Source organism: Paenibacillus sp. DP01, from assembly GCF_044784315.1.
GTDB classification, from domain to species: Bacteria; Bacillota; Bacilli; order Paenibacillales; family Paenibacillaceae; genus Paenibacillus; species Paenibacillus polymyxa.
In genome coordinates, this window is the sequence record NZ_CP173059.1 from 115,001 (window position 1) to 136,812 (window position 21,812).

Annotated in this window: 20 protein-coding genes, 1 tRNA gene, 2 rRNA genes and 1 riboswitch (1 of these 24 cut by a window edge); of the genes, 16 read left to right on the forward strand and 7 right to left on the reverse strand. The window is 46.3% G+C overall.

The annotated features are described in order from the left end of the window. The 12 genes from ACH59B_RS00430 to ACH59B_RS00485 all read left to right on the forward strand — a co-directional run. Window positions 1-2,856 (forward strand): 23S ribosomal RNA (locus ACH59B_RS00430); it begins 70 nt to the left of the window's first position. A gap of 151 nt (window positions 2,857-3,007) precedes the next feature. Continuing rightward, window positions 3,008-3,124 (forward strand): 5S ribosomal RNA (gene rrf, locus ACH59B_RS00435). 343 nt (window positions 3,125-3,467) lie between these two features. Next, the gene (gene guaB, locus ACH59B_RS00440; RefSeq protein WP_017427215.1) at window positions 3,468-4,925 is read left to right on the forward strand and encodes an IMP dehydrogenase; all 1,458 of its coding nucleotides are present in this window, start codon (window positions 3,468-3,470) and stop codon (window positions 4,923-4,925) included. Window positions 4,926-5,256: 331 nt separating this feature from the next. Then, window positions 5,257-6,645 carry a D-alanyl-D-alanine carboxypeptidase family protein gene (locus ACH59B_RS00445; RefSeq protein ID WP_016818537.1) on the forward strand — a complete coding sequence of 463 codons (1,389 nt, stop codon included), beginning with the start codon at window positions 5,257-5,259 and terminating at the stop codon, window positions 6,643-6,645. A 132-nt stretch (window positions 6,646-6,777) separates the two neighbouring features. Then, a complete protein-coding gene (gene pdxS / locus ACH59B_RS00450) occupies window positions 6,778-7,659 on the forward strand; it encodes a pyridoxal 5'-phosphate synthase lyase subunit PdxS (protein WP_013368723.1) in 882 nt (293 codons plus the stop codon). Window positions 7,660-7,675: 16 nt separating this feature from the next. Continuing rightward, window positions 7,676-8,242 (forward strand): pyridoxal 5'-phosphate synthase glutaminase subunit PdxT, encoded by a 567-nt coding sequence (pdxT, locus tag ACH59B_RS00455; RefSeq protein ID WP_017427217.1) that lies wholly within the window; start codon window positions 7,676-7,678, stop codon window positions 8,240-8,242. Between the two features lie 36 nt (window positions 8,243-8,278). Continuing rightward, complete coding sequence (serS, locus tag ACH59B_RS00460; protein ID WP_013368725.1) at window positions 8,279-9,562, forward strand: serine--tRNA ligase; 1,284 nt, start codon at window positions 8,279-8,281, stop codon at window positions 9,560-9,562. Between the two features lie 90 nt (window positions 9,563-9,652). Next, a tRNA-Ser gene (locus tag ACH59B_RS00465) sits at window positions 9,653-9,741 on the forward strand. A 145-nt stretch (window positions 9,742-9,886) separates the two neighbouring features. Beyond that, a complete protein-coding gene (locus tag ACH59B_RS00470; protein ID WP_017427219.1) occupies window positions 9,887-10,228 on the forward strand; it encodes a hypothetical protein in 342 nt (113 codons plus the stop codon). A gap of 27 nt (window positions 10,229-10,255) precedes the next feature. Next, the gene (locus ACH59B_RS00475) at window positions 10,256-10,426 is read left to right on the forward strand and encodes a hypothetical protein (protein ID WP_017427220.1); all 171 of its coding nucleotides are present in this window, start codon (window positions 10,256-10,258) and stop codon (window positions 10,424-10,426) included. Window positions 10,427-10,498: 72 nt separating this feature from the next. Continuing rightward, complete coding sequence (locus tag ACH59B_RS00480) at window positions 10,499-10,654, forward strand: small acid-soluble spore protein P (protein WP_102999264.1); 156 nt, start codon at window positions 10,499-10,501, stop codon at window positions 10,652-10,654. A 197-nt stretch (window positions 10,655-10,851) separates the two neighbouring features. Continuing rightward, complete coding sequence (locus tag ACH59B_RS00485; protein WP_031462570.1) at window positions 10,852-11,928, forward strand: hypothetical protein; 1,077 nt, start codon at window positions 10,852-10,854, stop codon at window positions 11,926-11,928. Between the two features lie 123 nt (window positions 11,929-12,051). Here the strand turns inward: ACH59B_RS00485 and ACH59B_RS00490 are convergent, their stop codons facing one another. After that, on the reverse strand, window positions 12,052-12,609 hold the full coding sequence (locus ACH59B_RS00490; RefSeq protein WP_017427223.1) for a GNAT family N-acetyltransferase: 558 nt from the start codon (window positions 12,607-12,609) through the stop codon (window positions 12,052-12,054). Window positions 12,610-12,668: 59 nt separating this feature from the next. Further along, window positions 12,669-13,169 carry a tRNA adenosine(34) deaminase TadA gene (tadA, locus tag ACH59B_RS00495; protein ID WP_017427224.1) on the reverse strand — a complete coding sequence of 167 codons (501 nt, stop codon included), beginning with the start codon at window positions 13,167-13,169 and terminating at the stop codon, window positions 12,669-12,671. A gap of 328 nt (window positions 13,170-13,497) precedes the next feature. On the opposite strand from tadA, the gene ACH59B_RS00500 reads away from it, so the two are divergent. Both ACH59B_RS00500 and rluF read left to right on the forward strand, forming a co-directional pair. Next, on the forward strand, window positions 13,498-15,774 hold the full coding sequence (locus ACH59B_RS00500; RefSeq protein ID WP_025363668.1) for a PAS domain S-box protein: 2,277 nt from the start codon (window positions 13,498-13,500) through the stop codon (window positions 15,772-15,774). Between the two features lie 50 nt (window positions 15,775-15,824). Continuing rightward, window positions 15,825-16,526 carry a 23S rRNA pseudouridine(2604) synthase RluF gene (gene rluF / locus ACH59B_RS00505; protein ID WP_044788225.1) on the forward strand — a complete coding sequence of 234 codons (702 nt, stop codon included), beginning with the start codon at window positions 15,825-15,827 and terminating at the stop codon, window positions 16,524-16,526. A 136-nt stretch (window positions 16,527-16,662) separates the two neighbouring features. On the opposite strand, the gene motB is transcribed toward rluF, so the two are convergent. Together motB and motA are read right to left on the reverse strand one after the other, a co-directional pair. After that, entirely contained in the window at window positions 16,663-17,490 is an 828-nt protein-coding gene (motB, locus tag ACH59B_RS00510) for a flagellar motor protein MotB (RefSeq protein ID WP_016818543.1), read from the reverse strand. Then, window positions 17,483-18,277 carry a flagellar motor stator protein MotA gene (gene motA / locus ACH59B_RS00515; protein ID WP_013368736.1) on the reverse strand — a complete coding sequence of 265 codons (795 nt, stop codon included), beginning with the start codon at window positions 18,275-18,277 and terminating at the stop codon, window positions 17,483-17,485. Before motA ends, motB begins: the two co-directional genes overlap by 8 nt. A gap of 187 nt (window positions 18,278-18,464) precedes the next feature. On the opposite strand from motA, the gene ACH59B_RS00520 reads away from it, so the two are divergent. Further along, window positions 18,465-18,758, forward strand: a complete 294-nt coding sequence (locus ACH59B_RS00520) for a hypothetical protein (RefSeq protein WP_016818544.1) — start codon at window positions 18,465-18,467, stop codon at window positions 18,756-18,758. A 117-nt stretch (window positions 18,759-18,875) separates the two neighbouring features. Then, on the forward strand, window positions 18,876-19,175 hold the full coding sequence (locus ACH59B_RS00525) for a 4a-hydroxytetrahydrobiopterin dehydratase (protein WP_007428083.1): 300 nt from the start codon (window positions 18,876-18,878) through the stop codon (window positions 19,173-19,175). Between the two features lie 78 nt (window positions 19,176-19,253). Here the strand turns inward: ACH59B_RS00525 and ACH59B_RS00530 are convergent, their stop codons facing one another. From ACH59B_RS00530 to ACH59B_RS00540, 3 genes are all read right to left on the reverse strand, one after another. Continuing rightward, on the reverse strand, window positions 19,254-19,760 hold the full coding sequence (locus ACH59B_RS00530) for a GNAT family N-acetyltransferase (RefSeq protein ID WP_016818545.1): 507 nt from the start codon (window positions 19,758-19,760) through the stop codon (window positions 19,254-19,256). A gap of 303 nt (window positions 19,761-20,063) precedes the next feature. After that, a complete protein-coding gene (locus ACH59B_RS00535) occupies window positions 20,064-20,564 on the reverse strand; it encodes a C40 family peptidase (protein ID WP_016818546.1) in 501 nt (166 codons plus the stop codon). A gap of 5 nt (window positions 20,565-20,569) precedes the next feature. Beyond that, window positions 20,570-20,707: riboswitch (cyclic di-AMP (ydaO/yuaA leader) on the reverse strand. Window positions 20,708-20,983: 276 nt separating this feature from the next. Further along, complete coding sequence (locus ACH59B_RS00540; protein ID WP_017427227.1) at window positions 20,984-21,811, reverse strand: hypothetical protein; 828 nt, start codon at window positions 21,809-21,811, stop codon at window positions 20,984-20,986. Window position 21,812: the final 1 nt, after the last annotated feature.

Consider the following 21,812-nt stretch of genomic DNA (forward strand, 5'->3'; position numbering starts at 1 on the left):
ATAAGGCCTCGGGGAGCTGTAAGCAAGCTTTGATCCGGGGATGTCCGAATGGGGAAACCCGGCTGTCTTCATCGACAGTCACTACTCACTGAATTCATAGGTGAGTGAGAGGCAGACCAGGGGAACTGAAACATCTAAGTACCCTGAGGAAGAGAAAACAATAGTGATTCCGTCAGTAGCGGCGAGCGAACGCGGATTAGCCCAAACCAAGGAGCTTGCTCCTTGGGGTTGTGGGACGTCTCACATGGAGTTACAAAGGAACCGGTTAGATGAAGAGGTCTGGAAAGGCCCGCCAGAGAAGGTAAAAGCCCTGTAGTTCAAAACCTGTTCCCTCCGAGACGGATCCCGAGTAGTGCGGGGCACGTGAAACCCCGTATGAATCCGGCAGGACCATCTGCCAAGGCTAAATACTCCCTGGCGACCGATAGTGAAGCAGTACCGTGAGGGAAAGGTGAAAAGCACCCCGGAAGGGGAGTGAAATAGATCCTGAAACCGTGTGCTTACAAGAAGTCAGAGCCCGATCTATGGGTGATGGCGTGCCTTTTGTAGAATGAACCGGCGAGTTACGTTCCCGTGCAAGGTTAAGGTGAAGAGCTGAAGCCGCAGCGAAAGCGAGTCTGAATAGGGCGAATGAGTACGTGGACGTAGACCCGAAACCGGGTGATCTACCCCTGTCCAGGGTGAAGGTGCGGTAACACGCACTGGAGGCCCGAACCCACGCATGTTGAAAAATGCGGGGATGAGGTGGGGGTAGCGGAGAAATTCCAATCGAACCCGGAGATAGCTGGTTCTCCCCGAAATAGCTTTAGGGCTAGCCTCGGAAAGAAGAATCGTGGAGGTAGAGCACTGATTGGGTGCGGGGCCCGCAAGGGTTACCAAGCTCAGTCAAACTCCGAATGCCATAGATTTAGTTCCGGGAGTCAGACAGTGAGTGCTAAGATCCATTGTCGAAAGGGAAACAGCCCAGACCATCAGCTAAGGTCCCCAAGTGTGTGTTAAGTGGGAAAGGATGTGGAGTTGCACAGACAACCAGGATGTTGGCTTAGAAGCAGCCACCATTGAAAGAGTGCGTAATAGCTCACTGGTCGAGTGACTCTGCGCCGAAAATGTAACGGGGCTAAACACACCACCGAAGCTATGGCTTGATGCTTTGCATCAGGGGTAGGGGAGCGTTGAATGCGGGTTGAAGGTGTACCGGAAGGAGCGCTGGACTGCATTCAAGTGAGAATGCCGGTATGAGTAACGAAAAGATCTGTGAGAATCAGATCCGCCGAAAGCCTAAGGGTTCCTGAGGAAGGTTCGTCCGCTCAGGGTAAGTCGGGACCTAAGGCGAGGCCGATAGGCGTAGTCGAAGGACAACAGGTCGAAATTCCTGTACCACCGTAATCCGCTATGAGCGATGGGGTGACGCAGTAGGGTAGTGACGCGGACTGATGGATGTCCGTCTAAGCAGTGAGGCTGATGTGTAGGCAAATCCGCACATCGTAAGGCTGGGCTGTGATGGGGAGCGAAAATTACAGTAGCGAAGGTCATGATCTCAGACTGCCAAGAAAAGCCTCTAGCCAGGAGAAGGTGCCCGTACCGCAAACCGACACAGGTAGGCGAGAAGAGAATTCTAAGGCGCGCGGAAGAACTCTCGTTAAGGAACTCGGCAAAATGACCCCGTAACTTCGGGAGAAGGGGTGCCTCGGTAGGGTGAATAGCCCGAGGGGGCCGCAGTGAAAAGGCCCAAGCGACTGTTTAGCAAAAACACAGGTCTGTGCGAAGCCGCAAGGCGAAGTATACGGGCTGACGCCTGCCCGGTGCTGGAAGGTTAAGGGGAGTGGTAAGCCTTCGGGCGAAGCTATGAACCGAAGCCCCAGTAAACGGCGGCCGTAACTATAACGGTCCTAAGGTAGCGAAATTCCTTGTCAGGTAAATTCTGACCCGCACGAATGGCGTAACGACTTGGGCGCTGTCTCAACGAGAGATCCGGTGAAATTTTAATACCTGTGAAGATGCAGGTTACCCGCGACAAGACGGAAAGACCCCATGGAGCTTTACTGCAGCTTGATATTGAATTTGGGTACGATCTGTACAGGATAGGTGGGAGCCGTTGAATCTTGAGCGCCAGCTTGAGAGGAGGCATCCTTGGGATACCACCCTGATCGTATCTAGGTTCTAACTTGGTACCGTGATCCGGTACGAGGACAGTGTCAGGTGGGCAGTTTGACTGGGGCGGTCGCCTCCTAAAGAGTAACGGAGGCGCCCCAAGGTTCCCTCAGAATGGTTGGAAATCATTCGAAGAGTGCAAAGGCAGAAGGGAGCTTGACTGCGAGACCTACAAGTCGAGCAGGGACGAAAGTCGGGCTTAGTGATCCGGTGGTACCGCATGGAAGGGCCATCGCTCAACGGATAAAAGCTACCCTGGGGATAACAGGCTTATCTCCCCCAAGAGTCCACATCGACGGGGAGGTTTGGCACCTCGATGTCGGCTCATCGCATCCTGGGGCTGAAGTAGGTCCCAAGGGTTGGGCTGTTCGCCCATTAAAGCGGTACGCGAGCTGGGTTCAGAACGTCGTGAGACAGTTCGGTCCCTATCTGTCGTGGGCGTAGGAAATTTGAGAGGAGCTGTCCTTAGTACGAGAGGACCGGGATGGACGTACCGCTGGTGTACCAGTTGTTCCGCCAGGAGCACCGCTGGGTAGCTATGTACGGAAGGGATAAGCGCTGAAAGCATCTAAGCGTGAAGCCCCCCTCAAGATGAGATTTCCCAGTATGTAAGACCCCTTGAAGACGACGAGGTAGATAGGTTGGGGGTGGAAGTGCAGTAATGCATGGAGCTGACCAATACTAATCGGTCGAGGGCTTATCCTAAAGATAAGGCGCAATGAAGTTTCGGATCCAGTTTTCAGGGTGTAACCTTGAAGGTATGTAGAAGTACATACAACAAGCGTATAGCTATTCATTCACACAATCTGTGATGAACCGAATAACCTTACGGAAGAATTTGCGGAGCAAATTCATGTTTGGTGGCGATAGCGGAGGGGTTCCACACGTACCCATCCCGAACACGACCGTTAAGCCCTCCAGCGCCGATGGTACTTGGACCGCAGGGTCCTGGGAGAGTAGGACGTTGCCAAGCAACAAGTAAAAAGGATCATGATCTTTTTGAGATCATGATCCTTTTTTGTATATAAGTGAATTTATTTATATTCTTACTCCTTTGTTGCTTACTCAAAGTGAAATATGCTTTTGTAAGTAGAGAGGTACCTTTAAAGCCGTTTGTTTATAATAGTTGTCCTTCGTAGGAGTACAGTTGTTTGTACAGGGGAATACTACGGGTTAGGGCTGTTGATGAAGGCTTGACACCCCTATACCGCTTTGCTAAGATTGCAATAATATATTTTCAGAGAGCCTTGATTTGTCCATGTCGGACAGACAACAAGACCAATACAGACTAAACATTTTGAAGGAGGATCATCTTGGTGTGGGAAGATAAATTCGGTAAGGAAGGCCTTACCTTTGACGATGTTTTGTTGGTACCTCGTAAGTCGGTGGTACTGCCCAAAGAAGTAAGCGTAGCGACTCGTTTGAGTGATAACGTGAAGCTGAACATTCCTTTAATGAGTGCTGGTATGGATACTGTTACTGAGGCAGTGCTAGCAATTGCGATGGCTCGTGAGGGCGGTATTGGTGTTATTCATAAAAATATGTCGATTGAGCAGCAAGCGGTAGAGGTAGATCGGGTTAAGCGCTCAGAGAGCGGTGTTATCACCAATCCATTCTCATTGACTCCAGATCATTTGGTGTCCGATGCTGAGGCAGTGATGGGTAAATATCGTATTTCCGGCGTGCCTGTTGTAAACGAAGAGAACAAACTGGTGGGTATTATTACTAACCGTGATCTTCGCTTTATTCACGACTTTGATCTTAAAATTAGTGAAGTCATGACGAAGGAAGAACTGGTAACTGCACCAGTAGGCACGACTTTACAGGAAGCGGAAGTCATTTTGCAAAAGCATAAAATTGAAAAGCTTCCACTGGTCGATGAAGGGAACTACCTCAAAGGTTTGATCACCATCAAAGATATTGAGAAAGCTATTCAATTTCCGAACGCAGCGAAGGATGCACAAGGGCGTCTTCTGGTCGGTGCGGCTGTCGGCATTTCCAAGGATACGTTTGAACGGACTGAAGCACTTGTAAAAGCTGGTGTGGATTTGATTGTTGTGGATTCCGCTCATGGCCATCATATTAACATTATTGAAGCAGTCCGCGAGTTGCGTAAAACTTATCCTGACCTGACGATTGTAGCAGGTAATGTAGCTACAGGTGACGGAACGCGCGAATTGATTGAAGCAGGGGCATCGGTCGTTAAGGTGGGTATCGGTCCAGGTTCTATCTGTACAACACGCGTAATCGCAGGGATTGGTGTTCCACAAATAACAGCTATTTATGATTGTGCAACAGTAGCACGTGAATATAATATTCCGATTATTGCAGATGGCGGTATTAAATACTCTGGTGAAATTACAAAGGCCATTGCGGCAGGGGCCTCTGCAGTAATGCTGGGAAGTCTTTTTGCAGGTACGGAAGAAAGCCCAGGCGAGTCGGAAATTTATCAAGGACGTCGCTTCAAAGTATATCGTGGTATGGGCTCTATGGCTGCGATGAAGCAAGGTAGTAAAGATCGTTATTTCCAAGATGACGACAAGAAATTGGTGCCGGAAGGTATTGAGGGACGCGTTGCTTATAAAGGACCACTTTCCGACACTGTGCACCAGCTGTTGGGCGGTCTTCGTTCTGGTATGGGATATTGTGGTACTGCTAATATTGAGGAGCTTCGTAACGATACAAGCTTTATCCGTATTACGGGTGCAGGTCTGCGCGAAAGCCATCCGCATGATGTGCAGATTACGAAAGAAGCACCAAACTACTCTCTATAGAATTCAGCTGTATTTGACTTGACGACAGGCAGAGTGTATTTCGCTCTGCCTGTCTTTTTTTAGAGATACCCCTGTGATAGAATAGACAAGTGTCCGCCTTCTCATGAGGTTATTGATGAATTAGGACGCTTAGGTATTTTGGACGATTCCTACCAGTTAAGAAGATTCGAGCACAGAATGCTCATGACAAGCTATATCTTAGGAAACGAAATGACATTAAATTGTATAACACTAAAACATTAATTCTTTGGCCAAGTAAAGGCTGTAACCACCGTCTCGTTACACATAGCATAGCGGTTCGGGTTGAGGTACGAGAGGAGCTTGTATTCATTTGAAAGCGAACAATTTTAAGAAAAATAATAAACGCAGCATGATTAAAAAGAGCGTGACCGCAGTCATGGTGCTTAATATGATGTATATGTCGGCCTTACCTGTTGTAGGCAATTTCGATTCAAGCGTGGCTACTTTTGCTGCTGGAGCGGCAACAGAGGCAACGAATATCACGGGGACAGGTTCTATTAACCCCCCTAGTCTGGCACTTCGTTCAGCTATTTTGATTGAGCCTTCCACTGGGCAGGTTTTGCTCTCTATGAATCCAGATGAGCCGCTCCCGCCAGCCAGTATGACCAAAATGATGACAGAGTACATCGTAGCGGAGCAGGTTAAGCAAGGCAAACTTAAGTGGACGGATAAGGTTACAGTAAACGAGAATGCTTCTAAGAGTATCGGATCACGTATTTTTTTGGCTCAAGGGGATCAACATACGGTAGAAGAGCTTTATATTGCCATGGCAGTAGGTTCTGCCAATGATGCAACAGTAGCTCTTGCTGAACGCGTATCTGGAACCGAGCAGGATTTTGTGAAACTAATGAATGAAACAGCTCAGAAAATGGGTATGAAAAATACGTATTTTATCAACTCGACTGGCTTGGATCGCAAGGATATGCCTGCAGGGTTTCAACCGGACACAGACCGGGAAACTGTGATGACTGCGAGAGACGCAGCTACTCTAGCAGGTTACATCATTAAGGACCATCCAGATTATACACGGTTTACCACAATTCAATCGTACAAATTCCGTCCAACGGATAAAGCACCGATTATTAACTATAACTGGATGCTAGAAGCGAACAAAAATATTACTAACTTTAGAAAGTTTGCTTATCCAGGCTTAGACGGAATGAAAACAGGTCATACGGCTAATGCTGGAAACTGTTTTACAGGTACGGCTGAACGTAATGGAATGCGTCTCATCAGTGTAGTTATGGGCGCTGACTCTGATGCACACCGTTTTACAGAGACGGCTAAAGTGTTGAATTATGGCTTTGATAACTTTGAAGTGAAGCAGGTTGTGGCTCCAAAGACAGTGGTTAAGGGCGTTGAGAATGTGCCTGTGACCAAAGGTACAGAAACAGAAGTGCCGATCGTCACAAAAGATGCAGTAAGTTTTATCGTGCCCAAGGGTGCGAGCAATCCTAAGGTAACCTTTACAACGAATATAACACCAGCAAGCTCTCTCGTGGCACCTTTGAAGCAAGGGGCAAAAGTCGGAACGATTACGTACACATACAAAACGGATGGCGTGGATAAAGGCCAGACGAAAACTGTTGATTTGGTTACAACTACAGCAGTAGAAGAGGGTGGTTGGTTCCGAATGCTTTTCCGGGCAATTGGTGATTTCTTCGGCGATTTGTTCCAGGGAATTAAAAATCTCTTCTAAAGATGAAACGCTAACCGGTCTAACCTGTTCTGCATTACTTATTTTGCAACTTGAAATGATTGTGTATTTGGCGTTCGTACGGTAAAATCTTAAGTTAGAAATCTAAACGTAACCCTTACAGGAGGCAACGACATGGAAACGGGAACTTCACGTGTAAAAAGAGGTATGGCAGAGATGCAAAAAGGCGGCGTAATCATGGATGTCATGAACGCTGAACAGGCTAAAATTGCTGAGGCAGCAGGCGCTACGGCCGTAATGGCTCTTGAACGAGTGCCTTCGGATATCCGTGCAGCGGGTGGGGTTGCTCGCATGGCTGACCCTACGATTGTGGAAGAGGTAATGAAGGTTGTTTCTATTCCTGTTATGGCTAAGGCTCGTATTGGTCACTTTGTTGAGGCAAAGGTACTGGAATCTCTAGGTGTTGACTACCTCGATGAGAGCGAAGTATTGACACCTGCGGATGAGGTATTCCATATCGATAAACGGGAGTTCACCGTTCCATTTGTTTGTGGAGCCAAGGATCTAGGGGAAGCATTGCGTCGTATCGGTGAAGGCGCATCTATGATCCGTACAAAGGGTGAACCGGGAACTGGAAATATTGTTGAGGCTGTTCGTCACATGCGTTTTATCAATGGTCAAATTCGCAAGGTGCAAAACCTGTCAAAGGACGAGCTGTATGCAGAAGCGAAAAACCTCGGAGTTGCTTATGAGCTGCTGTTGGAAGTGCATGAGCTTGGTAAGCTTCCAGTGGTTAACTTCGCAGCGGGCGGTGTAGCAACACCTGCAGATGCTGCGTTGATGATGCATTTAGGCGCTGATGGTGTATTTGTAGGTTCTGGTATCTTCAAGTCGGATAGTCCTGAGAAATTTGCGCGGGCCATTGTGGAAGCGACCACTCATTATACGGATTACAAGCTGATTGCAGAAGTGTCCAAGAATTTGGGGACTCCTATGAAAGGCATTGAAATTTCCAAACTGGCATCGCATGAGCGCATGCAAGATCGTGGTTGGTAAGAAAGAAGGGACCGGCATGAAAATAGGTGTATTGTCGCTGCAAGGCGCTGTAGCTGAGCATATACGAAGTGTTGAACGTGCGGGTGCTGAGGGTATAGCAGTGAAGAAGATCGAACAGCTCGATGAGCTGTCCGGTCTTATCATTCCCGGTGGTGAAAGCACCACTATCGGTAAGCTAATGCGCAAGTATGATTTTATAGAGGCTATACGCCAATTTTCCAATCAAGGGAAGCCTGTATTTGGCACTTGCGCGGGATTGATTGTACTGGCCAAGACGATTCAAGGACAGGAAGAAGCACATTTGGGACTCATGGATATTACAGTATCGCGTAATGCCTTTGGTCGCCAACGAGAAAGCTTTGAAACTGACTTGAACATTAAAGGGATTGAGGAGCCGGTTCGTGCGGTGTTTATACGCGCGCCTTTAATACAATCTGTCGGAATGGGAGTAGATGTGCTGTCTGAGTATAACGGCGAGATTGTAGCAGCCCGTCAGGGTCATCTGCTGGCTTCATCCTTCCATCCGGAATTAACAGACGATTACCGGTTACATCAGTATTTTGTGGATATGGTCCGCGGATAGCGGAAAGTCAGGTTTGTAGTGTAGGAGGGATCACCTGTGTTAGATATAAAGATTTTGCGTAATGAGCTTGGTCGGGTTGAGAAAGCTTTACAGAACAGAGGTAAATCTCTGGATCTGATTAATGGTTTTACAGATCTGGATGTAAGCCGTCGTGAGTTGCTTCAGGAAAGTGAAGGACTCAAAAATCGTCGGAATGTCGTATCTGGTGAAGTAGCCAAGTTGAAGAAGAATAAGGAAAATGCGGATGATCTTATTGCTGAAATGCGCCAGGTCTCCGATCGTATTAAAGAATTGGATGAGCAAGTGCGTGAACTGGAGGTTCAGATCGACGAATTGGTGATGTCGATTCCTAATATTCCTAATGAGACTGTGCCTGTAGGCGCTTCGGAAGAGGATAATGTGGAAATTCGCCGCTGGTCGGAGCCGCGCGAGTTTTCTTTTACACCCAAAGCGCATTGGGAGTTGGCTCAGGATCTAGATATTCTTGATTTTGAGGCTGCAGCTAAGGTGACGGGTTCTCGTTTTACGTTCTATAAGGGACTGGGAGCGCGATTGGAACGTGCGCTAATTAACTTTATGATGGATCTGCACAGCAGTGAGCATGGTTATGAAGAAATGCTACCTCCATACATTGTAAATCGAGACAGTCTGTACGGAACAGGTCAGCTTCCGAAGTTTGAAGAGGATTTGTTTAAACTGCGTGATACCGAGTATTATCTTATTCCTACGGCCGAAGTTCCGGTAACGAACTACCACCGTGAAGAGATTATGAATGCAGATCAGCTTCCTAAATATTATGTGGCATACAGCTCTTGCTTTCGCTCAGAGGCAGGATCAGCAGGGCGTGATACACGTGGCTTGATTCGTCAGCATCAATTCAATAAGGTGGAAATGCTCAAGCTGGTTCACCCAGATACCTCTTATGAAGAATTAGAGAAAATGACGAATAACGCTGAGCGTGTTTTGCAGCTGCTCGGACTTCCATATCGGGTGCTGGCACTTTGCACAGGAGATATGGGTTTTACGTCTGCCAAAACGTACGATCTGGAAGTATGGTTGCCGGAGAGCGGCATGTACCGTGAGATTTCTTCCTGTTCCAACACTGAAGACTTCCAAGCGCGTCGTGCAAACATCCGGTTTCGTCCAGATGCGAAGGCAAAGCCTGAATTTGTACATACACTGAACGGTTCAGGATTGGCTGTAGGACGGACTGTAGCTGCTATTTTGGAGAACTATCAGCAAGAGGACGGAAGCATTGTGATTCCCGAAGTGCTACGTTCATACATGCGAGGCATTGAAGTTATAACTCCTAAACAGTAAGCCTTGCATTCTTAAAAAATCTGTGGTAAAATAATTTTGTTGCGCCTGAGTTGTTTAATAGAGGGAAGCAGCTTTATCCATTTACCACCTGGAGAGGTACCGAAGCGGTCATAACGGGGCGGTCTTGAAAACCGTTAGAGTGCAAGCTCACATGGGTTCGAATCCCATCCTCTCCGCCATATTCTAAATAAAACCAAGCCATTCGAATCTGATAGCTGGTACATTAGGCTCTATATGCTAATGATCAGGAATCGTGAAGAATGGCTTTTTTGTTGTATAAAAAACCTGTTTTTTTCACACGTTATCAGATGTGGAGGTGCTGGCATGAATCGAGAAATGACAGTAGATCAGCAAAAGCTGGTAGAGGCCTGGCAGGAACAACTGCCGATTCTTTTGAATTCAGGGGATAAATCACAGGTACAGGCAGATGAAGCTGATAACCGGGCTATACGAATCCATATCGAGGTAGAAGGCCGACAAATGTACTCCTTTAACTTTGCATGTACGTATGTAGATTCTCGGGAGGTACAGGTTAGCTTAGTCGATGTAGAGCGTGACGGACGGTCTGTGGATGAACGAACAGATATCATTCAACAGCTGGTGTCCGATTATACGCGGCACATTCACCAATGCGCCCAAACATTACAGTCATTAACGCACTCGTAGTCATGAAGGAATGAGGAGGAAGGTTACATGACCAAGGCCAAAAACGGATTGGATAAAAACCTGTCCAACATTGTCGATGATTTGGAACAACGTCCAGTCAATAGTCATCAGGCACAGCAAGTGCAGCAGGATCGTAATGATCGTCGTCATCAGGATTCACTGAATCACGATAAAACGGAAGATCTGAACCATCTATAGTCCTATTTTAAATGGTAATAAACGGATTCGTTGATGTGCCAATAATTTAGACTGAGAATGGAGGATGCATAAATGGGCAAGCCTAGAGCTGTTCCTGTTCCTGAGGCACAGGAATCTGGTGGAAGTAACGAAAAGCGTGAGCGTAGTCAACAACAAGAGCCGTTATCCGGTTCCAAGAAGGTGAAACAGCGCAATCACGTGGATCACCATAACAGACAAGGTTCATAAGCAGTCAGACTTTTCTCCTAAAAATATTACGAAGTATAGTACACCCTGGTTAGAGAGCCAGGGTGTCTTTGTGCTTATTGCAAGAAAATTTTCCAATAAGTGTTTCGCCGTTTATGAATATGAGTTAAAATAGAGGGTGTGTATTTTTTTGTTAGCATAAAAAAAGGGGTTAACTATGAGAGGAGAGAATCTACACAATGAGTAAAAAATTATCCGTCTTGGTCCTCACTATGGTGTTGCTAATGACGGTAGCGCTGGTAGGTTGTAGCAAGAAGTTAGAACCGAAGGAAGCTGTTACGACTGGTACAGCAAATGCGATGAAGTTGAATTCCTATGAATCCAAAAGTCAATTTACCGTTAAGGAACTGACAATTACCTCCGCTTCTGTGCCAGCTGAGCAAAGTGCAATGGTAACTAGCATGCTGAAAAATGCTGATATTACACTGGATGGCGTATACCAAAAGGAGCCTTTCCAATCTGAAATGACGCTTGGCATTCATTTGAAGGGTGATCTTTCTACTAGCTTTACGATTCCAATGGTAATGACTAAAGATAAATTGTACGTTAAAATTCCTAATATTCCATTTTACCCGCTTCCACAGGATGTTGTAGGTAAATTCCTGCTCATTGATCCACAAGAACTGGCTAAACAAACGGGACAAGAATTTAACCCTGCAACCATGGATCAGGAAAAATCGCAGAAATTTGCGAACGAAGTGATTGCTGCGATCATGGGCGAGTATGATCAAGCTACGTATTTCTTTGATATTGATCCTAAAGATGCTAAATTGCCACAAGGCGTTGAAGCTAAACAAGTGGTTCAGTTTAAAATCACGAACGATAACGTGAAGCAAGCGACCAATACATTTATCACTAAGGCGCTTCCTAAGGTCCTGGATATAATGTCTAAAGACGAATATGCTGGCATGCTTCAAGTGAAGAAGGAAGAACTGGCTGAAGCGAAAAAAGAACTGCAATCCAACACCAGCGAAGTTAGCAAAAAGCTGGATGAGTTGAAGAACTATTTGACAGTGAAACAGTTTGACATTAACACTGCTTTGAACAAGGATAACGTTCCTGTGTATCAAGATCTGAATGCGAACGTGGAAGTGAATGATCCTTCTACGAAAGATAATGTGAAGTTGTCTGTAACAGGCTATTCGCAATACAGCAAAATCAATGAAAAAGCATCATTTAAAGTGGGGATTCCAACAGCGGACCAAGTCCTCACTATCGAACAACTACAACAAAAAATGCAAACTGTATCTCCTTAAACAGAGGATGACAGGATTACAAACATCATTTCTTCGAATGTGATGTAAGAAAACCGCTCGGCATAGGCCGGGCGGTTTTTTTGTTCATGATTAAGTTGTCCTCTGTGCAGTTGTTCAGATTCGTCACACGTCATCTTCAGCTAGAATCCCGAACATCTGATGATCCTGCCATTCGCCCTGAATCTGTACCAGCTTGCGAGCAATACCTTCCGGTTGAAAGCCACACTTCTGTAATACACGTTGTGAGCGATCATTATGCAGAAGGGTACCTGCTTGGAGACGATGTAGAGATAAGGCACGGAAGGCATACTGTATGATCAACTTTAAAGCGGCCGTCATATGTCCCTTACCCTGCTCATGTTGATCCATCATATAGCCGACGTCGGCGAATTGTCCAACTCCACGCACCAGATTGGAAATGGAGATGTAACCTATCAGCCGTTCTTGTTTTAAGAGAAAGATACCAAACAAGTACCCTCGATCTTCTTCCGCTTGACGCAATCTCTCACGGATGTAATCCTGTTGTTTCTTTAAAGTGAAAAATGAAGCCTCATACAGTGGCTCATAGGGCGCATGAGAGTCCCTATTTCGAAGTCTAAGGGCGAGAAGGGCTTCGCCATCCTCCAAGCTTAGGGGACGTAAAAAGATACCTTGAGGCGTATTATACAAGCTCATAGGCATAAGGGATCTCCTTTCACGCGGAATTAGCAGTGAGATGAAGAGCTTTGGACTTTTCCTCCTCAGGATGGAGATGAAGGAGGAGACAATTTGGCAGCCGCTCTTTTTTGCCGGAGCTGCCGAAAAAAGTTTGTTAGCATGGAGGCACATTCCTCCTGAAGTACACCGCGGGTTACTTCTGTACAATGATTGAACCGAGGCTCCTGCAATAAATTCATTAGCGTGCCTGCACAACCCGCCTTGGGATCTGTGGTGCCGTATATTAGATGGGGGACGCGTGATTGCACAATGGCTCCAGCGCACATCGGACACGGCTCCAAAGTGACATACAGCCTGCAATCCAGCAGGCGCCAAGCGCCCAAATGCTCACTGGCCTGCCGGATGGCAACCATCTCTGCATGTGCAGTTGGGTCGGTGTCGGTCTCGCGCAAATTGTAGCCGCGACCGATGATTTCATTATCTTTTACAATGACAGCTCCGATGGGGACTTCACCCAACGCTTCTGCCTTGTACGCTTCCTGAATGGCTTCTCTCATCCAATAGGCGTGATCCATAATGGTCACTGGGAAAATGCTCCTTTCAAACGCGGAATTATCCAACGAACAAGTATTCCGTTGTTAACATGATGTGAATAAAATTGTGGATAACACCATACTTGTCCACAGATTTATCCACAGTTTATAATAACATCTGTGTATTTGTGGACTATATGTGGATGATTATCTTAATACATTGTAGGTAAATGCTCGCCTATTGACAACATTGTTCACAGGATGTGTATTTATGTATATCCGGTAAATGTAAATGCTGGTATCCCAGGCACTATTACGGTATCATTGAGTTAGCAATTGCCAGTAATCGCCAGCATACGGCAAGAGGTGAGAAATCAGTGTGTCGATAAAAATCAGAATAACGATCATTTTGTCGGGGTCGGTCCTGTTTATCCTATTGTTAAACATCGCACTCAATTACTACACGACCCACGAAAATCTAAGAAGTGACAGTGAAACCAAAATGGTTCTGACGGCTAAAATCATCGGAGGAGCTATCGAACAAACCCGACATAGCTGGGAGGCCGTTGACAAGCAGCTCGGATATAATCTGTGGCTTTCTGCTACGTTGGCTGCCAATCAGCTCGATCCCGATATTCGTAATATCCAGCAGGAACAGCTACAACAGATAGCTACACTCCACAGGGATATTAATATCTCTTTGATGATCCGAGATGGACAGGGATATAAGGTTGTTAAATCTTCGAATCCTAAAGAGCTAAAGTCATCCGATCCATTAATGGGGTATTGGAAAAATGCAGTTGACCAATTATATAAACATGGACAGGTGGCCATGGCGCATGGTCAGAACCTGGATCATTTTTGGACCAGTTCTTTTGATTACACAGATTCAGGTTCCTCACATATTAATAAATGGGGATTTTATTATGACCAAAAACGTAACTACTTAATTCGAATATCCTTCCAGGATACTTCAGTCCAGGATTTTATACCTATCCTGAGCCCAGCTGAGATTGTGAAGCAGACTCAGCAAGTGGATTATCGCATTTTGGAGATAACAGGAATCAACCCTGCAACCTTTGGTGGCGCTACGATGGACAAGAACGGTAACGATCGAAAACACTACTACATGTACAACGAACCGATCCAATTCGGCACGTATCAACTAACGAGAGTGCCTGAGGATCGTTTGGCTGTGTCCAGGGCGATCCTTTCGGGAGAGAGTATCGTACAAGATTGTTATATTAAAGGCGAACGGGTGCTTGTCAGTTACATACCTTTTTATCCGACAAACCGTGATTCCTATGTCATTCGTATTGTCATGAATTATGATACAATCGCTTCTGTTATATCCAAGCAATTAATCAGTTTAGTTGCTATTTCCATTGTTCTATTGGAGGTTGTGATCATTGGAAGCTATGTGCTCGCCAGCCTATTTGTCCGTCCGATTCAGTCGATATTGGGAAAAGTGAACGAGATGGCTGACGGCCATTTTGATACACGGCTAGAAATTAAGGGCGGCCATGAGCTTGCACAGCTGGGTGAGCGCATCAATGCGATGGCCTACAACCTGGGGATGTATACGAGAAGACTTGAACAAATGTATGAAGAAAACCGTTCTGTAAAGGAGCATCTAGAATCGGTTATTAATCAGACGGCAGATGCAATTCATGTAACCGATCAGGAGGATCGTGTTGTTCGGGTCAACCATGCCTTCGAAGCTTTGTACGGGTGGACCAAGAAAGAATTGGTTGGCCGTAAGCTGGAGTTTGTGCCTCCGCAGCAACAGGAGGAGTATGAATTTCAGAAGGAGAGCCTGCTTCAGGGAGAAAGCATCGTATCAAGCGAGACCCTACGAATGCGTAAGGATGGAAGTACAGTAGAGATTAGTATGAGTACTTCACCTATTCTGGATGAACAAGGCGAAATCTTAGGCTTTATCTGTGTCTCGCGTGATATCACAGGGCGTAACCGGATGGAGGAACTGCTACGTAGATCAGAGAAGCTGACAACCGTAGGACAACTGGCGGCAGGCGTAGCGCATGAGATTCGTAATCCATTAACCACGCTACGTGGCTTCCTACAACTACAGCAGCAAAATCAAGTGTTGAATATGAAACACAACGATATTATGATGTCTGAGCTGGATCGCATCAATTTGATCGTTAGCGAGTTTTTAATATTGGCAAAGCCACAGGCAGTACATTTTCAGAAAAAAGATGTTCGTTATATTGTGAGTGATGTTATTTCTTTGCTAGATAGCCAGGCGCATCTGTTGGGTATTGTATTCAACCTTCAGGTTACGGACGAGCCTGCCTTGGTATATGCTGAAGAAAATCAGTTAAAACAGGTATTCATTAATTTACTTAAAAATAGCATGGAGGCTATGAGTAAAGGCGGCATCATCACAATTCATTTGTTCTTAGAGGGAGAAAGCGTTAAAATCTTCATACGGGACCAGGGAACGGGTATTCCCGCAGAAATGCTATCCAAGCTGGGAGAACCTTTTTTCACAAATAAAGAAACAGGTACAGGACTAGGGCTTATGGTCAGCCAGCGTATTATACAGAGCCATAAAGGCACACTGGATATTGAAAGCATAGAGGGAGAGGGAACAACCGCCCTCGTGCAGCTTCCGATTGCCAAGCCCGAGTAACGGGCTGGGGGCAGGAGGAAGTGTGTTCGTAGAAATGGAGGGTACACAGGTTGCGCATTAACAAATTTATCAGCGAAACTGGCTTTTGCTCGCGCCGGGAGGCGGACAAGCTGGTAGAGAGCGGCCGCGTGACGATTAACGGCGAAGTGGCCGTGCTGGGCAGTCAAGCGGAAGAAGGCGATGATGTCCGTGTGAACGGCAGGCCACTGCGCGATAAGTCCGATCACGTCTATATTGCATTGAACAAGCCAGTCGGCATTACTAGCACGACAGAGAGTCACATTAGAGGCAATATTGTCGATTTTGTGGGGCACCCGCAACGGATATTTCCAATTGGACGCTTGGATAAGGATTCGGAAGGTCTCATTTTATTGACCAATGATGGGGACATTGTGAATAAGATTTTACGGGCAGAAGGCAAGCATGAGAAAGAATATATCGTAACAGTGGATCGTCCGGTCACGCCATCCTTTGTGCAGGGGATGTCCAGCGGTGTGAAGATACTCGGTCATCGGACGCTGCCCTGTGAGGTAACACGTGTATCTGAGTATGTATTCCGTATTATTCTGACAGAAGGGAAAAATCGTCAGATCCGACGTATGTGTGCTGCCTTCGGTTATGAAGTTAAAAAACTGCAGCGCCTGCGAATCATGAATATTCGATTGGGGTCCCTTCAGAAAGGCGCCTGGCGCGATTTAACAGAGGCTGAAAAGCTGGAACTGGGCCAGATGCTTGATTATACGCTTAGCTAAGGCCAGAGGCCTTCTTATAGCCTTCAGCGCTGGGTTCTCCTATATGGCAGGGCTAGACAACAGGAATCACTAAATCAAAAGGCACCAGCTGCATAAAAAATGCGGCGGTGCCTTTGTTCATATAACATATTCATGATCAACCTTCATTCGAGCTTGAGGTAGGACTAATAACTTGTGTACCGTTCTGATATTTGCGAAGAACGGAAATTTCGACACGACGGTTTTTGGCGCGTCCTTCTCCAGTCTGATTGCTTGCCAATGGTCGATACTCGCCATATCCGATGGATACAAACTTGGTAGGATCGAGCTGCGGATTGAGCAGCAAAATACGCAAGAAATTGAGCGAGCGCTTGGCACTCAAATCAAAGTTGGACGGGAACTGACTATTGGAAATAGGTACATTGTCGGTATGACCGGATACGATAACATCATAACCAGGAAACTGCTGGAGCATGCTGGAAATGGATTTGGCTAGCTTTCTCGCTTCTGGCTTTACTTCGGCCTGCCCGGATGAAAACAGGGCATTATCACTAATGGTGATCATCAGCTGGGATTGGTTCAGCTTGGTGTTCAGTAGAGTGGACAGGCCGTTATTTTGAATATACTGATCCATTTGTTTTTTAAGCTTCTTTAAATCTTCTTCTTCCCGCTGGGCGAGTTGCTTCTGCAGATCAGAGGTAGAAGTGGCTTTCGATTTTAAAGGTTGCGATACCTCTTCTTTATTTTTGCCCATATCCATAGATTGTGACGACGGATTCGCGGCCGAGTGATCCAGCACGCCAGTACCACCACTAAAAGCTGAACTCAAGGATTGAGCCATAGTTTCAAATTTTTTGGCATCGAGCGAGCTCATACCGAATAAGACAATGAAAAGAGCCAACAGAAGGGTCATTAAGTCGGAATATGGCAACAGCCAGCTTTCGTCAGCATGCTCTTCATGCGGTTCATGTCTCTTTTTACTCACTGGAATCGCCATCCTTCTGGGTCATCGAAGCCCGTTCGGTTGGAGTTAGGAAGATTGCTAGCTTTTGGCTGATGGCAATCGTCGAGATACCGGATTGAATCGAAAGCAGACCTTCGACCATCATTAACTTAAGTTCCACTTCTTTTTTGGATAGCCGTTTCAGCTTGTTGGACATTGGATGCCATAGGACATAACCTGTAAAAATACCGAGCAACGTTGCAATAAAGGCGGCCGCAATGGCATGGGACAGTTTTTCCATGTCACTAAGGTCGGCTAGAGCGGCAATCAGACCTACAACCGCACCGAGTACCCCGAGTGTTGGAGCGTACATACCGGCTTGGGAGAAAATTAGTGCGCCTGCGCGGTGTCTATCTTCGGTAGCGTTAATGTCTTCCATCAGAACATCGCGTACGAACTCCTGATCATTACCATCGATAATCATACGCATACCGCCGCGCATAAAGGGATCGTCGATCTCTTCGACCTTGGATTCCAGCGCGAGCAGACCTTCACGACGGGTAATGGATGCCCATTCGGTAAATGTACCGATAAGCTCCTTGCGATCCAGCAATTTCTGCTGGGTGAAAATAATTTTAAACAGCTTTGGCACCCGTTTCATGTCATCCATCGGAAACGCCATGAATATACTTGCTGCTGTTCCGACGAAAATAATCATGTAAGCAGCGGGATTATTGACCAGATTGACGACTGGCGCGCCCTTCAGGATCATCCCGACGACCAGTGACAAAAGCCCGAGCACAAGTCCAATAATGGTTGTAATTTGCATGATACACCTCATCCATGAGAATAGATTTTGAATCCTTTCATGCCGCATGGGTCGTCCTTGCCCCAAGCGCGTCATTATGAGACGGATTATAGTATTTATCGACAAAACTCTCTTTTTTGTTAAGGGCGAATTTCCGGTATAATAAAGTGATTATGTATTGAATCGCTGAACCACTGGAGGAAATAGCATGGGAGTAAAGCATGGGCGCGAGTATGAACAAATTTTGAACGATTTGACAGAGGCTGTGGGACGCATTCCAGATAGCTATGAATTTTTTGAAATGGAAGCAGAAGATTGGGACAGGCTGGACCCAGCGGGGTGCCAGGAAGTCAATGAGGCTTTGGCAGAAGACTTATTTTATGCACTGGGCACAGAACCTATAATCACTGTAGGCAGCGGTGTTGTGATTTATGAGCCGGAGCAGCACCGGATCTATGTACTCATCGGGGATGAGGAGCTGACGTCAGTCCCATTGATTTGATGGCCGTCTTATGGATTTATCAACGGGGCCGTGGTAATATGTACACCAATATATCGTAGTTTTGGCCGCATCTAAGCGGCTGAAAGGCTTCCGTATAAACGGGGAGGAGTTCGTAACATGCCTTTTACACAAGAAGAGATTGAAGCACATCTGGAGAAGCTGGAGGGCTGGGAACTGGAGGAAGGACGTTGGATCGTTCGGAAATATAATTTTTCCAGTTTTATGAAAGGAATTGCCTTCGTGGATGAAGTTGCCGCTATATCTGAGGCATTTAATCACCATCCATTTATTACGATTGATTACAAGACCGTGACTCTGCGTTTGACCTCCTGGGACGATGGCGGTATTATGGCCGTAGATATTAAGGAAGCCCAACAATATAATGAAGCTTTCGAAAAAATGCGCAGCAGTCATTGAGTTTGTAATGATCTGTCGTATATATGAAGAGCGCCTTCGTTATACAACATCGCGGTTGTATAGTGAAGGCGCTCTTATTTATAGAACCCGATTCTGTTGTTCAGGACGATATACCATACAATGGAATGGTTTTCTGCCATCTGGAGTCTGGCGTTCATAGGTATCCGTCAGCTCAAATCCAGCTGCCTTGTAGGCTCGGATAGCCCGCTGATTCCAAGTGAGAACCTCTAGGTCAATTTCATTCTGCGGATGACGTCGTCTGGCTTCCTCGGCAATGGCCCGGACAAAATCGGAGCCTGTGCCATGTCCGCATCTTTCGGGATGCATTCCAAGACCCAGCCGGGTCACACCGACCATAGGGAAATATTGAGCAAATCCCGTCAGCTCATTCTCTTCGTCCAGGACCGCAACATATTGCTCTTGGCGAAGCGTGGGACTTCCAAATTCGACTTCAAGTGCCTTCATTTGTTCCCAGGGAAGCCAGCCGTATATGTTGTAGGGGGGATCATAGCGCCACTCACAGATTTCAGCCGCTTGATGCTCGTCCATCGGTACGATCCGGTAGTTGGATATTGAGGCCGGCACTTTTCCATTCCTCCTTATGCAGGTACTTCAATCATTAACCACAGATTGTAGACAAGTTGTAGGAGAATGGCAAGCGTGTTTATTTCGTACCTAAGTCGGGTATACATTCAATAAGAAGGATTTACTGCTCATATGCTCCCCCAGCGGTGACGGTAAAACCGACGATGTTCGCTAAAATTGAAACCTTTTGAGGTGTCAGTTCGTCAGTAATGATAATCATTGCTGATGTAGTGGACATAAAAAACCGCAATTCGATTCCGGCCAGAATCAAATTGCGAATAGGGTTAGCTTGCTGTGCGGTAGTTATTCTACGTTGTCGTCATCAGGAATATCTGAAGCTACAGAATGGTAAGCGTCTGTGCTCATAATTCTTTTTGCACCGACATAACGGTTAGCGTAATAATTTTCGTTCAGTGAGCTAACTACTACACCACGTGAAGTCGAGGAGTGGGCGAATTTCCCTTCACCTACGAAGATACCTACATGGGAAACGCCTCTTCCTGTGGTGTTGAAGAACACCAGGTCGCCTGGTCTCATTTCATCGCGGGATACAGAAGAACCCATTTTGAATTGTGATCCAGATTGATGCGGCAGTTTAATTCCCAGTTTGTTGAATACATACATTGTGAAGCCGGAGCAATCGAATCCCTCGAGTGTAGTGCCTCCGCTTCTGTAGTTCGTTCCTTTGGCATCTTGGATGACCTGGTCCATCTTAGAGTCTGCAAATGCACTGCTGCCACCGAATGTAAAAGATGTAAAGGCAATGGCGAGACCCATGGCTGCGATCGTTAGCTTCTTCTTCAAAAAAAATATACCCCTTCCAATGCCTGCGAGGTTAGCTTAAGGATTCGGTAGAAGGTTCCCCTATGACCACTCTGTTGCGAGATCAATTCACCCAAACTGGTTCCCCCGCTTCCTAGGTGCCAGGAATTAGGCTTAACTTAAGATGTGCACCTTGGAGAGCAGTATTCACGACAACGATGTTTTTAAGATAAAGGTTACAATAAAGATTACAAAGTTGTTACTATCAGTTCACTGCGATTATTGTAACAAAGACAGCAGGCTTTGGCAAATGTTTCATCGCAAAAAGTTACAAAAAAAATCTGTTCCTAACGCTCCAGGAACAGATTCTGTTAACAGTATTCAGTTATGTGCTGTTTGCACGGGAAAGAAAAAAGTTTTTTCGACAGCTGAAAATACAGGAGAGAGCATATTGTGAGAGGTTAGCCTCTGCTGGAGATATCGATGTGCCATAGCCGATACTGCGAACTGATATGCCACAGCCTGACCAGACTGGTAACAAAATGATACGATTGCTGGAGAATCAGTGCCAACATACCCGTCCAAATCATCGCCACGGTGCCAAATAGACCGAAAACTAGCAACACACAAGTACCGAGCAACAGGGATACACCAACAGCCGGAAGAAGCTGGCGAAAGAAGGCGAGCAGGGAGGATAGTATGGTGTGACCACTGACAGTGCCCAACTGCATATACAGGATGCACTGCCGAATGACCCAACCGTAAGCTATCCACCCCATGGCATAGGGCAACAAATGTAGCAGGTAAGAGGAAGATTGCAACGTTCCTACTACAATAGGATAGAGTCTCGGTACCACCCAAAAGGCGGGAAGCAGCAGCAAACCCAACTCGATGATGTAATACAATAGCGATGACATACCGTGGCGTTTCATCCCCTTGAAGAAGGACAGGCTTTGCGGTTCAGACGCATCGGTATGCAGGCTTTGATATATGCCAGCTCTAATGAAGGGAGTGATTAGTATGCGCAGTACGGTCGCCCCTAGTAATATCCACAAGTACACATGTACTTCCCGGCTGTCCATCAAGGCGATCTGGCCCTCCATCCAAAACAAGGTCTTTCCCAGTTCGTTTTGGCTCTGATCAGGATAACGTAGCAGCAGCGGGATAACGGCAGACTGTACCAGCCTATAGAGAAATACTCCCCACAGCAGACGATACAGAAATAAAATGATAACGATATAAAAGCGTATGCGTACCAGCGCCCAGCCTTCTTTTATAACAGTCCGCATC